The organism is Niabella sp., from assembly GCF_030150205.1.
In the GTDB taxonomy this organism is placed as follows: Bacteria; Bacteroidota; Bacteroidia; order Chitinophagales; family Chitinophagaceae; genus Niabella.
Genome location: NZ_JASLGT010000008.1, coordinates 605,072 through 618,422, shown reverse-complemented (window position 1 = coordinate 618,422; position 13,351 = coordinate 605,072). Strand labels below are relative to the sequence as shown.

The 13,351-nt window shown below is 47.0% G+C and carries 16 protein-coding genes; 8 read left to right on the top strand and 8 right to left on the bottom strand.

The features are described from left to right. Positions 1-87 precede the first annotated feature (87 nt). Positions 88-987, bottom strand: coding sequence for a hypothetical protein (locus tag Q1V85_RS07295; RefSeq protein ID WP_300598644.1), 900 nt, complete (start codon positions 985-987; stop codon positions 88-90). A 180-nt stretch (positions 988-1,167) separates the two neighbouring features. Between Q1V85_RS07295 and Q1V85_RS07290 the strand changes: the two genes are divergently transcribed. After that, the gene (locus tag Q1V85_RS07290; RefSeq protein ID WP_300598643.1) at positions 1,168-1,689 is read left to right on the top strand and encodes an antitoxin Xre-like helix-turn-helix domain-containing protein; all 522 of its coding nucleotides are present in this window, start codon (positions 1,168-1,170) and stop codon (positions 1,687-1,689) included. A gap of 68 nt (positions 1,690-1,757) precedes the next feature. Then, complete coding sequence (locus Q1V85_RS07285; protein WP_300598642.1) at positions 1,758-2,219, top strand: RES family NAD+ phosphorylase; 462 nt, start codon at positions 1,758-1,760, stop codon at positions 2,217-2,219. Between the two features lie 15 nt (positions 2,220-2,234). Here Q1V85_RS07285 and Q1V85_RS07280 read toward each other — a convergent pair whose 3' ends face one another. After that, complete coding sequence (locus Q1V85_RS07280) at positions 2,235-3,101, bottom strand: DUF4846 domain-containing protein (protein WP_300598641.1); 867 nt, start codon at positions 3,099-3,101, stop codon at positions 2,235-2,237. An 88-nt stretch (positions 3,102-3,189) separates the two neighbouring features. Here Q1V85_RS07280 and rnhA point away from each other — a divergent pair, with 88 nt between their 5' ends. Continuing rightward, positions 3,190-3,651 (top strand): ribonuclease HI, encoded by a 462-nt coding sequence (rnhA, locus tag Q1V85_RS07275; RefSeq protein ID WP_300598640.1) that lies wholly within the window; start codon positions 3,190-3,192, stop codon positions 3,649-3,651. A 44-nt stretch (positions 3,652-3,695) separates the two neighbouring features. Here the strand turns inward: rnhA and Q1V85_RS07270 are convergent, their stop codons facing one another. After that, complete coding sequence (locus Q1V85_RS07270; protein ID WP_300598639.1) at positions 3,696-5,138, bottom strand: L-serine ammonia-lyase; 1,443 nt, start codon at positions 5,136-5,138, stop codon at positions 3,696-3,698. 40 nt (positions 5,139-5,178) lie between these two features. Here Q1V85_RS07270 and Q1V85_RS07265 point away from each other — a divergent pair, with 40 nt between their 5' ends. Then, positions 5,179-5,337, top strand: a complete 159-nt coding sequence (locus Q1V85_RS07265) for a hypothetical protein (RefSeq protein WP_300598638.1) — start codon at positions 5,179-5,181, stop codon at positions 5,335-5,337. Positions 5,338-5,448: 111 nt separating this feature from the next. Here the strand turns inward: Q1V85_RS07265 and Q1V85_RS07260 are convergent, their stop codons facing one another. The 5 genes from Q1V85_RS07260 to Q1V85_RS07240 all read right to left on the bottom strand — a co-directional run bounded on the left by Q1V85_RS07260 (position 5,449) and on the right by Q1V85_RS07240 (position 8,140). Next, positions 5,449-5,955, bottom strand: a complete 507-nt coding sequence (locus Q1V85_RS07260; protein WP_300598637.1) for an FKBP-type peptidyl-prolyl cis-trans isomerase — start codon at positions 5,953-5,955, stop codon at positions 5,449-5,451. A gap of 209 nt (positions 5,956-6,164) precedes the next feature. Further along, the gene (locus Q1V85_RS07255) at positions 6,165-6,530 is read right to left on the bottom strand and encodes an FKBP-type peptidyl-prolyl cis-trans isomerase (RefSeq protein WP_300598636.1); all 366 of its coding nucleotides are present in this window, start codon (positions 6,528-6,530) and stop codon (positions 6,165-6,167) included. A gap of 152 nt (positions 6,531-6,682) precedes the next feature. Further along, the gene (locus tag Q1V85_RS07250; RefSeq protein WP_300598635.1) at positions 6,683-7,219 is read right to left on the bottom strand and encodes an FKBP-type peptidyl-prolyl cis-trans isomerase; all 537 of its coding nucleotides are present in this window, start codon (positions 7,217-7,219) and stop codon (positions 6,683-6,685) included. After that, the gene (locus Q1V85_RS07245; RefSeq protein ID WP_300598634.1) at positions 7,219-7,761 is read right to left on the bottom strand and encodes an FKBP-type peptidyl-prolyl cis-trans isomerase; all 543 of its coding nucleotides are present in this window, start codon (positions 7,759-7,761) and stop codon (positions 7,219-7,221) included. Before Q1V85_RS07245 ends, Q1V85_RS07250 begins: the two co-directional genes overlap by 1 nt. 46 nt (positions 7,762-7,807) lie before the next feature. Next, positions 7,808-8,140 carry a hypothetical protein gene (locus Q1V85_RS07240; protein WP_300598633.1) on the bottom strand — a complete coding sequence of 111 codons (333 nt, stop codon included), beginning with the start codon at positions 8,138-8,140 and terminating at the stop codon, positions 7,808-7,810. Between the two features lie 63 nt (positions 8,141-8,203). Between Q1V85_RS07240 and Q1V85_RS07235 the strand changes: the two genes are divergently transcribed. The 4 genes from Q1V85_RS07235 to Q1V85_RS07220 all read left to right on the top strand — a co-directional run bounded on the left by Q1V85_RS07235 (position 8,204) and on the right by Q1V85_RS07220 (position 13,350). Then, a complete protein-coding gene (locus tag Q1V85_RS07235) occupies positions 8,204-9,067 on the top strand; it encodes a hypothetical protein (RefSeq protein WP_300598632.1) in 864 nt (287 codons plus the stop codon). Positions 9,068-9,348: 281 nt separating this feature from the next. Further along, a complete protein-coding gene (locus Q1V85_RS07230) occupies positions 9,349-11,679 on the top strand; it encodes an NADP-dependent malic enzyme (protein ID WP_300598631.1) in 2,331 nt (776 codons plus the stop codon). 22 nt (positions 11,680-11,701) lie between these two features. Beyond that, complete coding sequence (locus Q1V85_RS07225; protein ID WP_300598630.1) at positions 11,702-12,439, top strand: ABC transporter permease; 738 nt, start codon at positions 11,702-11,704, stop codon at positions 12,437-12,439. Between the two features lie 17 nt (positions 12,440-12,456). Further along, the gene (locus Q1V85_RS07220; protein WP_300598629.1) at positions 12,457-13,350 is read left to right on the top strand and encodes an ATP-binding cassette domain-containing protein; all 894 of its coding nucleotides are present in this window, start codon (positions 12,457-12,459) and stop codon (positions 13,348-13,350) included. Position 13,351: the final 1 nt, after the last annotated feature.

The following is a 13,351-nucleotide window of genomic DNA, read 5'->3' as shown; positions in this document are numbered from 1 at the left end:
TTAGCAAACATTGATATGAGTAATGAATATGTATTATTCAGAATGTTGTTATTATAAGCTGCAACTGTAACGTACGTCTCATCCTTATCAGAAACCAAATACTCCTTCCAGTCCTACGCCTAGCTGTGTTTTTACAGATTCATTCATACGGGTTGAAACCTCCCGGTTATCCGCCATATATAATAGATCGCTTCCTGCCCCGGTTTTCCATTGCTGCAATGAACCTTTAAGCTGCAGCCCAACCCGTGCACTTAATTGATAGTTTAGTGCCACCAGGCCATTGATTCCCCAGCCGCTGGCATGGTGTACGAAACTGAGGGGATGACGGAATTCGGAACGAAGCCGCCAATCGCCTTCTGCCCGGAACGTATGATACTGGCTACCGATATCAGCCCGGATCTCCCAGTTTTGGGGCAGCCGGATCCTCGTTTCCACATCCAGCAGCGGACCCTGCCATTGCGCGTCATAGATGCCTTTTATATCGGCAGCTGACCGGCCCTGCATCCGGTAACCGGCGTTTGAGATAAAATAGCCTGCCCCCGTAGCCACAGAAACAACCGGGCTTTGAAACAGCAGATAGCTGCATTGCGCCCGGTAATCCCGGGCGTTGTGCTTCCTGCTGCGAAATTTGAGAAAGGCAACAGGGAAACTTCGACCATTACCGGCATAATCAATATCTGTAACCCGGCCGGCATATCCGTATTGCCTTTCCACCGTGGCTTTCAGATCAAAACGGTTGCTAAGCTGATACCGCCCTTCAAAACAAAAACCTGTCTGTTTCAACCGGTTAAAATTCAGTTCGGATAAAATATCCGGTTGTGTGCCCTGTTCATTCCCGGCAATGGACCAATGGAAATGTTCTGTAGATAACAAGGGTCCTAATGCGATATAAAATCGGTTTTTTTGCATTGAAGCCTGGCTAAAGGCAGGTATAGCGTGAATCAACAGGCCATAGAGCAGTATGGTGATTTTAAGCAGTTGGCTCATTGTTGTATTTCGTTAATACAGGTTTGTTGTCTCCAAATTAAGTCCATTTTTGCTAATTGTTCTCACAGGGGCCTGAATTATTTTCTCCAATACCTATGAAACAGCCACAATAACAAAAAGTAGCAGAAAAATTTCCAAAACCGGACAAATGACCGTAAATTTGGGTCATAAATACAGAAGATGAAATCATCAAAAAAAAGATACGGCACAGAAAAACCACTGGCCAATCTTCTGGAAGAGCCAGCCGCAGCCTATTACACCAAATCCAGTAGTGTAGGTTATCCCATTTTATTAATGGGGCTTAAAGATGATCAGGCCTTTAAAACTGTTCGAAGTACTGCTGATTTTATCGGCCGTATACGCGAAGGGCTACCCAAAAAAGCACTGGATCATCTTGCTGAGGTGATGGGCGTATCCGATGCTGAAATGGCTGGAATGATTCATACATCTGACCGAACATTACGTAGGTATACCCCCGCTCAGAAGCTAAATGCCGGTCAATCTGAACGCATTATTGAACTGGCCCGGCTTTACGCAAGAGGGGCCGATGTTTTTGACAGCCTGGAATCCTTCAAAACCTGGATGGCCACACCCGTAGATGCCCTTGGGGCAAAAAAACCCATCGAATTTCTGGATACATCCATCGGTATCGAACTGCTCATGGATGAATTAGGGCGCATAGAGCAAGGCATATTTGCATAAGCTAATCCATTGATGGCGGCCGGTCCTTATGAGACGAGAACCTGGTGTTCTGTTGCAAACAAGAAAATATGAACGTTTACCGAATTAGCAAATGTACCTATATAGACGACCTGAGTGGCACGGGCGCTGCGCGTTTTCCGGGCCGCTGGCATAGCAGGGGTACATATGTGCTGTATACGGCGGCTTCACCCTCTTTGGCACTGTTGGAAAGTGTGGTACATATTACAACCGTGGTGAAGCTGGACCTTTGCATTCTGGGATTGGAGCTGCCGGAACAGCGTATCCAGGAGCTTTCGCCCGCGCTGCTTCCGGAGGAGTGGTTTCATAACCCTGCCCCGGATCAGTTAAAAAACATCGGCGACCGGTTTGTAAGGGAAGGTGCATTCCTTGCCCTAAAGGTTCCTTCTGCCGTGATGCAGGAGGAGTACAATTATCTTTTGAATCCTATGCACCCGGATTTTAAAAGTGTAAAAGTGATCTACAGCAGACGTCTTCATATGGATAAACGATTGCTCCGGGAACAGGAGTAATATTTTTGGCGAGAATTATTTCCAGCCATACAACTGGTCCTTGTAAAAGGTCCATTCCGGTGTTTGAATGACGGAGTTATTGTTTAATATATACCAGGGACTGTGGTGATTATCTGAGGGATTTTTGAGAATATGAATGTCTTGTGCGGGCATATAGCTTTGTGCCAGGAGATAAATTTTTTCTCCATTACTATTTTGTGCCATGTCCATTACAATGACGGCATGCCCGGGTGCTCCGGGTTTTAGGAGTACATCGCCTGGTTGCATACCGGCTATTGGTTTTTTATAAAGAGAGGCCGGTAGTGTGGCGGTTCCGCAATAGGAAAATACAATTTCAAGATATTGTAAAAGGGATGCATGTGTAGCTGCCGCCGGGGTGCTGCGAACAGGGACCAGCCTGTTTCCCGAAAGCTTATACCGCGTTCCTTTTAACCATTCGGCATAAGCGATCCAGGTGCCATCGCCGGCATAAAACCGGATCTGCTCAAATCGCTTTGCGGAGAAGAGGTACTCTGCCCTTAGCCGCATCAGGGCATCTGCACATTGCTGAAGATCTTTATTGCCCACACTGATATCGAGTACAGCGTATTGCGCCTGCTGATTGGCCTTGGGTGCCCCATTAAACAGGAAAACGGTTTTGTTGGTTTTGAGTTTTAGTTGCTTCAGGTAGACTCCAAAATCCGTAACGGGAATAGGAGTGCGGGTATACCCAGGGGGGAGCGTGATACCGGCAACATACATGGGCTCGTGGTCCGGAACCGGGACGGATACGACGGTTGCGGGCACCGGTACTGTAGCCTGTCCGCAACCCTGTATGCAGAACGTGAGACCACAGTATAAAATAAGCGAAGTGATGGATTTCATGTAGCGGATTAAAATCATAAGAAATGATGTTTTATTAAAATGAGAGTGCCGTTTTGAAAAGTTCCATAAACCAATTATTAAAAGCCAAATAGTATATTTGCCCGCTATGCAATCCCAGGGAATTACAATTTATACCGATGGTGCAGCCCGCGGCAATCCGGGGCCCGGTGGATATGGTGTGTTATTAATGTATGGGAAGCATCTGAAAGAATTATCCGGTGGATTCCGGCATACGACCAATAACCGAATGGAGCTGATGGCTGTTATTGAGGGGCTCAAAACATTAAAAACAGCAGAACTGCCGGTTACCATTTATTCCGATAGCCAATATGTGGTTAATGCTGTTACCAAAGGGTGGCTGAATAACTGGGTACGTACTGATTTTAAAGGAGGGAAGAAGAATAAAGACCTCTGGATGCAATACTATCACCTTGCAAAAAAATTTCAGATCCGTTTTGTATGGGTGAAAGGCCATGCAGACAATCCCTATAACAACCGTTGCGATGAACTGGCTACAGCTGCTGCAGACAGAAGAGGCCTGCCGGAGGATATAGGGTATGAAGGTTAGCTTTAAGGCTATGCGCAGAAAGCTAAATGCTGGACGTTGTCAGCCTAACATTCCGGCAAACTCAGCGGCACATTAATTGCCAATCCGCCATCTGCGGTTTCTTTGTATTTAAAATTCATATCCTGTGCCGTGTCCCACATGGTTTTGATGACCTCATCCAGCGATACCCGGGCAAAATCAGGGGTGCTTTGCAAGGCCAGCTGGGATGCTGTAATGGCTTTGATGGCCCCCATTGTGTTTCGTTCAATACATGGAATTTGTACCAGTCCGCCGATGGGATCACAGGTCATACCCAGGTGATGCTCCATCGCAATTTCAGCGGCCATCATGGCTTGTTTTTGTGAACCGCCAAGCCCTTCGGTTAATGCGGCGGCAGCCATAGATGAGGAGACGCCGATTTCAGCCTGACAGCCGCCCATCGCAGCAGAAATGGTGGATTCCTTTTTAAAGATGCTGCCGATTTCCGCGGCGGTCATCAAAAATTTCCGGATCCGTTCGGGTGTATTGTGCTCGTCCTCCGTATTGGTACAAAAAATAATAAAATAGTGCAATACGGCGGGAATGACACCTGCTGAGCCATTGGTGGGGGCGGTTACCACGCGTCCAAAAGAAGCATTTTCTTCGTTCACGGCCAATGCAAAACAACTGACCCAGTCCAGCGTGTAACGAAAATTGCTGCCTCCATTGCGAATCAGGCGAATCCATTCTTCATAAGACGCATAAGTGGCATCTCCAATGAGCTTTTTATTGAGCGCAGCCGCGCGTCTCCGCACATTTAAACCACCGGGCAAGACTCCGGTTTTGTGACAGCCGCGGTACATGCAGTCGCGCATGGCATTCCATATTTTTATAAGTCCCTCGTTCGTCTCCTGCTCGCTGCGCCAGGCCTGCTCATTTTCTGCAACAATTTCACTGATCGAAAGTCCGGTCTTAATGCTCCAGCGTAAAAGATCGTCCGCGTCATCGGTGGGAAAGGGTAGTTGCACATTGTTATTGAGAACAGCATCCTCGCCTTCTTCTTTTACAAAGCCACCGCCAATGGAATAATAGGTTTTTGCTATGTTTTCACCGTTTTCTAAAGTAGCCAGGAAGGTGAGCCCGTTGGGGTGATAGGGCAGGGTTTCTGTAAAAAGAAATTCGATCGCTGTTGTTGGATCAAAAAACACAGCCCTGCTTCCGGCCAGCAACAGGTTCCGGGTTTGCCGTATGGCTGCAATCGTAGTGTCAATTTTTTCTACATCAAAGGTAACCGGGTCGTAACCGCAAAGCCCCAGTTGCACGGCAATATCAGTACCATGCCCTATGCCTGTTTTAGCAAGGGATCCATATAAAAGGATCTTCAGACCGGTTACCTGTTCCAGTTGCTCCTGCTGGTTTAAAAATCCAAGAAAGCGCTCGGCCGCCCGCCAGGGCCCTAATGTATGCGAGCTGGAAGGTCCAACACCGATCTTTAACATATCAAAAACCGAAATCGGTTCGTATTGCATGGTTCAATCTTTAGTTGCCGAAATTACAACAAAGTGCTGATTGGGTAAGAAAACAGTGGGGAACCAGCACGGCAATGATGGTGCTATTTGCAGTATTGGTGCGGTAAAATTACCGGCATTGCGATTTCGTTGGGGCGAGGGGGGCGATATTGTTCGTATGCTGAGTATACCCGGAGGGAAACATGCTTCATTCAACTAAAACAAAGAAGGCATAATGCCCAAGAAAGCGCGCCTAGTGGCTGCTGTATAATGTTTGTGCAATGCTTCGGTGTAGCAATATGGAATCATTTTCCGGAAAAAAATCCACCCATCAGTTGCTCACCTTTATCAGTTCGATGTTAAAAAAAAGCGGCTGATTGACCAGTGGGCCGTACCGGGGATCACATCCATACGCCAGGGCAGATGGAAGGAGTAATTTGATGGCCCCTCCTTCGCGGATCTTGGACAGGCCGAGGGACAATCCCGGGATTAGTTTATTAAGCTGGAGCACAGCGCCGTCGGGATTTTTAACGAAGCTGGAATCAAAACCCTGTCCGGTCAGCAGCCGTCCTATATATTTAATGGTCACCACGCTATTGGATGCCGGCTGAGCGCCACTTCCTTCCCGGATCACCTGCCACATCAGCCAGTTGGTTGTGTTACTGTCGGCAGTAATCGCACTGTCTCTGATGAATTGTTTCATCTGTGCCGTGTCGCTTATGGCGGGCTTCAGATCGCAGGCTGTAGCTTTTTCTTCCTTGATGCAGCCGATGACCAGGATACCGAGTACGGCCACCAGACCGCTCCATAGTGTTTTATTTATTGATGATCTGTTCATGATTTTCTGTGAAAGGGAGCTTCCTTCCGGGGCGAATGTACATAAATGACCGGATTGTGCCGGCATAGCGGCCGACTTTTCCCGAAGGATTAACGTTATTTAAAAAGCAGAAGGCCGGCCTGGTACTCGTTCGTTCTATAGTAAAACCCCGGATGAACCGGGGCTTTATACTGCATATATTCAAAATACGGTTGTGATGAATGGCCTGGTCATTTAACGTTTACCAGCTCTATGTAAAAATAGAGGGGCTGATCTGGTGGAATACTAAAAAAACCGGTACAACCATAAGCCAGGGATGAAGGTACAATAAGCTTAATTTTCCCGCCCTGTTTGATTTTGGGTATGCCCAACTGCCATCCGGCAATAACATTGCCTAAAGAGAATGAGACGCCATCCGGTTGGCTCACATAGGAAGAATCGAAGCCGCGCCCATTTAAAAAACGGCCAACATATTTTGTCGTTACCGTATTGTTGACAGTAGGGTTGTTGCCGGTGCCGGGGTCGATGATTTCATACATCAGACCACTGGGATCGGTTGTTACATTAATGGAACTATCGGCCGCAAATTTTGTCATTGCCGCTTTTTCGCTTTCCACTGTTTTTGGGGTACATGGTTTTACATCATTACTCTTAAGGCAGCTGATCATCAAAACGGATGTAATTGCTGCTAATCCACATATTTTTTTCATACCAGGTATTAAGATATACGTTGTTTAAATTTTAAATATTAACGGTTACTGGTCATGTCGGTAAGTTCGTATTCATAAACCAGCTGCGAGTTTGCGGGCACCATATTGAGGCCCATTACCGGTACGCAGCCGAATTGTGAAGAAGACGGAATCACCAGCCGGATCTTTCCTCCCTTTGAAATTTTGCTGAGGGCATACACAACATACACGCCTGAGCTAAAATCTCTCAGCGGTGCGGTTGGGGGTTGCTTTGTTGTAAGCGCATCCACAATGGTTCCGTTCATCAACTTTCCTGTATACTGAAAAGACACCAGCGAATCAACCGTGGGCTTGGTTGTACCCGTTCCCGGATTTTCGATATAGTAGTAAACGGATGCCTGCTGATCGAAACTGTACAGGGTACTGGTTCCGTTCTTTTGCAGGAAGGAGTCGATGATCTGCCGGTCCTGAGCCAGGGATAGCTTATTGAGGCAAATGGATGGCTGTTCGGATTTTGAACACCGGGTAACCAGCACCCCAACAAACACCAGGAGCACCAGGGAAGCGATCCGCATTTTTAGATGTTGGCTTCGCATTAGTTGGGCGCTTTTACGTCGGTAAGAATATAATCGTAGATCAGCTGAGAGTATCCGGGGATACTTTTTCCATTAATCGTTTGTGAAGAGCAAGAGAAATAGATGGAAGAGGGAAGGATCACTTTAACTTTTCCGCCTTTTTTTAACATAGAAAGTGCCGCATAATAAAGTGAAGGCTGGCCCTGCTGATCCATTAAATCTTTTAAACGAAGCGGCGTTCCGTTCGTATTTGTTTTAATTTCTTCCGATGTTCCGATTTCGGTTCCGTTCATCAGGGACATGGTATATTTAAAGCTAACCAGCGAATCATCTTTTGGCTGACTACCGGTACCGGGGTCTGCAATGCCCATATATGCGCTGTAAGTAGGGTTGAAACTGAGGTAACTTACGGATGGATTTTTATCGATAAACGAATCAATCACAGCCCTGTCTTTTTCCAGTGTATTGGGGTAGCAGGAGGGGCCATTGTTTTTAATACAGGAAGCCAGCATCGTTACAGCGGCCGCAATGGCTGCTACGGGTAGGAATAACTTTTTTTTCATTCTCTCAATTTAAAAAATTTAAACGAATCTATTTATAATCAATTAATTACTTTTTGTTTTTTCGGGCCAGCAACGATTTGTAGTAGTTTTCATTAATATCCCACTTGTGGTAAGACGAAAAGATGGCAATAAACGCAACAATAATGATCCCTGCAATCAGCAAAATTAAAAAAAGTGAGGGGTCTGCGTTGGCTTCCATGGCCGCTTTTTTATACCATCCGCTGAAAAAATTGATAAAAATACCGATCATTAATAAAATTCCAAATGGAGTACTGATAAGGAAATTTTTTAATGATCTTTTTTTCTTAAGCCGGTTGGCCTCCCAGTATTTTATAAAAGCTTCCTCTTCCTTGGTATACATGACGCCCCAAAGGTACATGAAAAACAAGCAGTTTTGCAAGTGTAACAAATCTTGCATATATTGCAGTTCAATTAATTGTTTGTGAAACTAGCGTCATTATTAGCCCAATACCTGTTCGCCCATAAGCAGTTAAGCTTGCCTGGGCTGGGGATCTTTTATGCCGACAACAGCGGCGATCCGGAGTATCCGACTGTGCGGTTTGAACAACAGCCGGTAGACGGATTTGATGAGTCTGTAGTCGATTATATTTCCGCTGAAACGGGAAAAATGAAAGTGTTGGCTATTTCCGATCTCCAGTCTCAACTGGAAGATGCCGTACGTTTTTTAAATACCGGGAAGCCCTATCTCTTTAATGGTATCGGCACCTTACTGAAAAAAGCAAACGGTTCCTACGATTTTGTTTCCAACACCGCCGCCCTTCCGCCAAAGAAAAAGGATGTACCAATAACAGAGCGGAACACGATTCCGCAAAGCTATATTGAGGAAAAGCCGGGGAACGGCCGGTCAAAAAAGCCGGCGATTATCATCATTGTCCTGGCGGTGATTGCCATAGCGGCTACTATCTGGTTCTACTCCAAAACAGGGGAGCCCCGGGAAACCGTACAGGTTGCCGATACTACAGGCCAGGCGCCGCCGGCTGCTGCAGCGAAACCCGATACGGCAAATAAACAAACTTCAACTCCAGGCAGTACAACCAGTACCACACCGGCACCGGTTGCAACCGCCACCCCAGGTGTTGTTACCTATGTGCTGGAAGTAACAAAAGAACCCCGCGCATCCAAACGCTATAACCAGTTAAAGAAGATCTCCTGGCCGGTAGAACTGGAGCAGCTGGATTCCGTGCAGTATGCTATTATCATGAAACTGAATACGGCGGCAGCGGATACTGCCAAAGTGCGGGACTCTTTAACCGCCATTTCCGGCAAAAAAGTAACCATCCGCTAAAATCAGCCGGTGATCATTGGTGTTATATAGCTGGTTGTTTATCAGTCTGTTTTGCACGCGCTCTTAATCGATGCAGTGTATACATCCGAACAACATTGCCCATAGTTAGGCCGGAGCAGCCTGCTGAAAGAAGCGGATAATGCAGGACATAAAGTGACGGGAAAAAGCGCCCTTTTCCGAAGGTGTAGCGCGCTGCAGGAACAAATAATTATTTTGCATATTTGGCGGATTGGTTTACTTTTCGGGCGTCTAAAACCGGTTAATACCCCGAAAGAATTCATATGGCAAAGAATGATCTACGAAAAGAGCAGGCATTGGCCTATCACGCAAATGGAAGACCGGGCAAAATTGAAGTAATTCCAACAAAAAAGGCAAAAACCCAACGGGATCTGGCACTTGCATATTCGCCGGGTGTGGCGGAACCCTGTCTGGAAATTGCCAGGGATGTTGAGAACGTATATAAGTATACAGCAAAAGGAAACCTGGTTGCAGTTATCAGCAACGGTACTGCGGTACTGGGCCTGGGAGATATCGGGCCGGAGGCCGGAAAGCCCGTGATGGAAGGGAAGGGAGTATTGTTTAAGATCTTTGCAGATATTGATGTGTTCGATATTGAGGTGAATGAAAAGGATCCCCAAAAGTTTGTTGAAATTGTAAAGGCGCTTGAGCCTACATTCGGAGGTATCAACCTGGAAGATATCAAGGCCCCGGAATGTTTTTATATAGAGCAGGAATTGCGTAAGCAGATGAATATTCCTGTGATGCACGATGATCAGCATGGCACGGCTATTATTAGTGCGGCAGCACTGATCAACGCACTGGAAATCCAAAAGAAAAAGATCGACAAGGTAAAGTTTGTGGTAAATGGTGCCGGTGCAGCAGCCATGGCCTGTGTATTGCTTTACCAGGAGCTGGGAGCCAGGCCTTCCAACTTCCTGATGTTTGATAAACATGGTGTGCTGAGCAAAGAGCGGACCGACCTGGAAGAAATGAAACTTCCTTTTGCCAATGCAACCCGGGACTTATCCCTGGCGGAGGCAATGAAAGGGGCCGACGTATTTATCGGGCTAAGCGCCGGCAATACGGTTTCTGCGGACATGGTGAAAGGCATGGCTAAAAATCCCATTGTATTTGCCATGGCCAACCCGGATCCGGAGATCTCCTGGGAAGCGGCCACGGGCGCCCGGAAGGATATCATTATGGCAACCGGGCGCAGCGATTATCCCAATCAGGTAAACAACGTGCTGGGCTTTCCCTATATTTTCAGAGGGGCCCTGGATGTACGGGCCCGGGTGATCAATACAGAAATGAAGCTGGCGGCCGTAAGGGCGCTGGCCGGACTGGCTAAGATGCCCGTTCCGGATATCGTAAACCTGGCTTATAACCAGGAAAAAATGGCTTTTGGTGCGGATTATATCATTCCCAAACCGCTGGATCCGCGCCTGTTAACGGCCGTGGCGCCGGCTGTGGCCCGGGCAGCCATGGATTCCGGCGTGGCATATAACCAGATACAGGACTGGGAGCACTATAGCCGGGAGCTGGATAAGCGGCTGGGCGTAGATAACCAGGTGTTGCGGGCGATGGGGGCAAAAGCCCGGTCGGGGCCCAAGCGTATTGTATTTGCAGAAGGTGAAAACGTGAAGATATTAAAAGCCGCCCAGATCGTGCTGGATGAAGGGATCGGCTATCCGCAACTCATTGGTGATAAAAAGGAAATTGAGGCCATTGCGGCCGAGAACAGCATCGATATTTCAGGGATGGTCATTTTTGATCCGCGGAGTGAGGACATGATTGAAAAGCGGAAAGAATACGGCGATCTTTTTTTTCAGAAGAGGGCCCGAAAAGGATATACAAAGGAAGAGGCGCACAAGCTCATGAAGGAGCGGAATCATTTCGGATGTATGATGGTAGAGCGGGGAGATGCCGATTGTATGCTGGCAGGACTTACCAAAAAATATGATGAAGCCATCCGGCCGGCGTTGCAGATCATTGGTACGGAGCCAGGTGTAAACCGGGTTGCGGGAATGTACCTGGTAATGACCAAGAAAGGCCCCTTGTTTCTTGCCGATACCACGGTTAATTTTAATCCCACAGCAGAAGAACTGGCGGAAATTGTGTTACTGACCGCAAAAGAAGTAAAGGCCTTCAATCTTACACCGCGTATCGCGATGCTCAGTTACTCTAATTTTGGCAGCAGCAAATCGCCTGAGGCCGGACTGGTGGCCCACGCAAGGGCACTGGTAAAGGAAAGAATGCCGGAATTGATCGTTGACGGAGAAATGCAGGCGAATGTGGCGTTGAATAACGGACTGCTGCAGGAAATATATCCGTTCAGCGACCTGGTAGGCCAACAGGTAAACACACTGATCTTCCCTAACTTAGCATCCGGAAACATTGCCTATAATATCCTGCTGGAGATCGGATCTACAGATGCGGTAGGGCCCATCGTAATGGGCTTGAAAAAGCCGGTGCACCTGTTGCAATTGGGCAGCACCGTAAGTAATATTGTAAATATGGCGATGATAGCGGTAATTGACGCTCAATTGAAGACAAGGCCGCCTGTTTCGGACGACCGGAAATCAAAGCGATTGTCAAAAAGAAAAACTGATTGATCCATTTTTTAAAAACAATCCATTGAAAATATTAAGAGAGTTTGGAGCATTTATCAAAATGGCCGGGGGGATGTTCCGAAAACCGGAGAATTCCAAAATGTACTGGAAGCAGTTCATGCTCCAGTGCAACGACATAGGAATCGGTTCGCTGGGGATCATTTGTATCATTTCCGTTTTTATCGGGGCGGTATCAACCCTGCAAACAGCCTACCAGCTGGTATCCCCGATCATTCCTAAAACCACCATTGCCCAAATCGTAAGAGATACGGTAATTCTTGAGTTTGCACCTACACTGAGTTGTATTGTGCTTTGTGGTGTGGTGGGAAGTAAAATTGCCAGTGAGCTGGGAAATATGCGCGTAAGCGAGCAGATCGATGCCCTGGAGATCATGGGCATCAATACAAAAGGATACCTGGTATTGCCCAAAATACTGGCAGGGCTGGTTACCATTCCGTTGCTGATCATGCTGGCCATGGTGCTGGGCATTTGGGGCGGACGTCTTGCAGGAACTGCTGCAGGCATCATTGATCCCAGTATTTTTGATACCGGCCTGGTGATGGCCTTTAAAGCCTACAACGTGTATTTTGCCCTTATTAAATCCTTTGTGTTTGCCTTTATCATTACGGCCGTTCCGGCTTTTTACGGGTATAATGTAAAAGGTGGTGCACTGGAGATCGGTCATAGCAGCACCCGGGCAGTGGTTGTATCCTGCGTATTATTATTGCTGGCCGACTATATCTTATCCGCTTTACTTTTGTAAAACAGCAACCCAACAGCATGATTGAAATAAAGAATCTGAAAAAGAGTTTTGATGATAAGGCGGTCCTGAAAGGGGTTGACGTAATTTTTGACGACGGTAAATGCAACCTGATCATTGGCAGCAGCGGCAGCGGAAAAACGGTGCTGATGAAATGCATGGTGGGCCTGATAAAGCCTACTTCCGGCAGCGTATTGTACGACGGGGATGATTTTGTGAGCATGAACGATATAGAGAAAAAAAACATCCGCGAAAAAATAGGCATGCTTTTCCAGGGAGGCGCGCTGTTCGATAGCCAGACGGTAGAGCAAAATGTAATGTTTCCGCTGGATATGTTTACCAGCGATAAATATGCTAAAAAGAAGGAGCGGGTAAAGCAGGTGCTGGAACGGGTACAGCTAAAAGAAGATGCATACCGCAAGTTTCCATCGGAGATCAGCGGAGGGATGCAGAAGCGGGTAGCCTTGGCTCGGGCCATTGTATTAAATCCCAAATACCTGTTTTGCGATGAGCCCAATTCCGGACTGGATCCCCAAACCTCCATGGTGATTGATAAACTGATACAGGAAATTACACAGGAGTATAATATCACGACCATTATCAACACCCACGATATGAACAGTGTAATGGAGATCGGCGATCATATTACGTATATGCACCAGGGTGAAAAGGAGTGGGAAGGCAATAATAAGGAGATCATCCTCAGTGAAAATCAAAAGCTGAACGACTTTATTTTCGCCTCAGAATTCCTGAAGGACGCTAAACGCATGCGAACCATACAGGAAACCGGAGAGATTCCCAAAGATATGCCTGCCGGCGTAAAAGATGCCATCGAGGAAAAGCTGAACGTAGACCTGGATGGCGACGGACATATCGGTAATCCGTCTAAAAACAAGCCCTCTTCAAAAGAATAAC

What these genes read in the sequence shown, in the direction of transcription:
- Q1V85_RS07295 (WP_300598644.1), bottom strand. Translation starts at nt 987, where the DNA reads ATGAGCCAACTGCTTAAAATCACCATACTGCTCTATGGCCTGTTGATT.
- Q1V85_RS07290 (WP_300598643.1), top strand. Translation starts at nt 1,168, where the DNA reads ATGAAATCATCAAAAAAAAGATACGGCACAGAAAAACCACTGGCCAAT.
- Q1V85_RS07285 (WP_300598642.1), top strand. Translation starts at nt 1,758, where the DNA reads ATGAACGTTTACCGAATTAGCAAATGTACCTATATAGACGACCTGAGT.
- Q1V85_RS07280 (WP_300598641.1), bottom strand. Translation starts at nt 3,101, where the DNA reads ATGATTTTAATCCGCTACATGAAATCCATCACTTCGCTTATTTTATAC.
- rnhA (WP_300598640.1), top strand. Translation starts at nt 3,190, where the DNA reads ATGCAATCCCAGGGAATTACAATTTATACCGATGGTGCAGCCCGCGGC.
- Q1V85_RS07270 (WP_300598639.1), bottom strand. Translation starts at nt 5,138, where the DNA reads ATGCAATACGAACCGATTTCGGTTTTTGATATGTTAAAGATCGGTGTT.
- Q1V85_RS07260 (WP_300598637.1), bottom strand. Translation starts at nt 5,955, where the DNA reads ATGAACAGATCATCAATAAATAAAACACTATGGAGCGGTCTGGTGGCC.
- Q1V85_RS07255 (WP_300598636.1), bottom strand. Translation starts at nt 6,530, where the DNA reads ATGACAAAATTTGCGGCCGATAGTTCCATTAATGTAACAACCGATCCC.
- Q1V85_RS07250 (WP_300598635.1), bottom strand. Translation starts at nt 7,219, where the DNA reads ATGCGAAGCCAACATCTAAAAATGCGGATCGCTTCCCTGGTGCTCCTG.
- Q1V85_RS07245 (WP_300598634.1), bottom strand. Translation starts at nt 7,761, where the DNA reads ATGAAAAAAAAGTTATTCCTACCCGTAGCAGCCATTGCGGCCGCTGTA.
- Q1V85_RS07240 (WP_300598633.1), bottom strand. Translation starts at nt 8,140, where the DNA reads ATGTACCTTTGGGGCGTCATGTATACCAAGGAAGAGGAAGCTTTTATA.
- Q1V85_RS07230 (WP_300598631.1), top strand. Translation starts at nt 9,349, where the DNA reads ATGGCAAAGAATGATCTACGAAAAGAGCAGGCATTGGCCTATCACGCA.
- Q1V85_RS07220 (WP_300598629.1), top strand. Translation starts at nt 12,457, where the DNA reads ATGATTGAAATAAAGAATCTGAAAAAGAGTTTTGATGATAAGGCGGTC.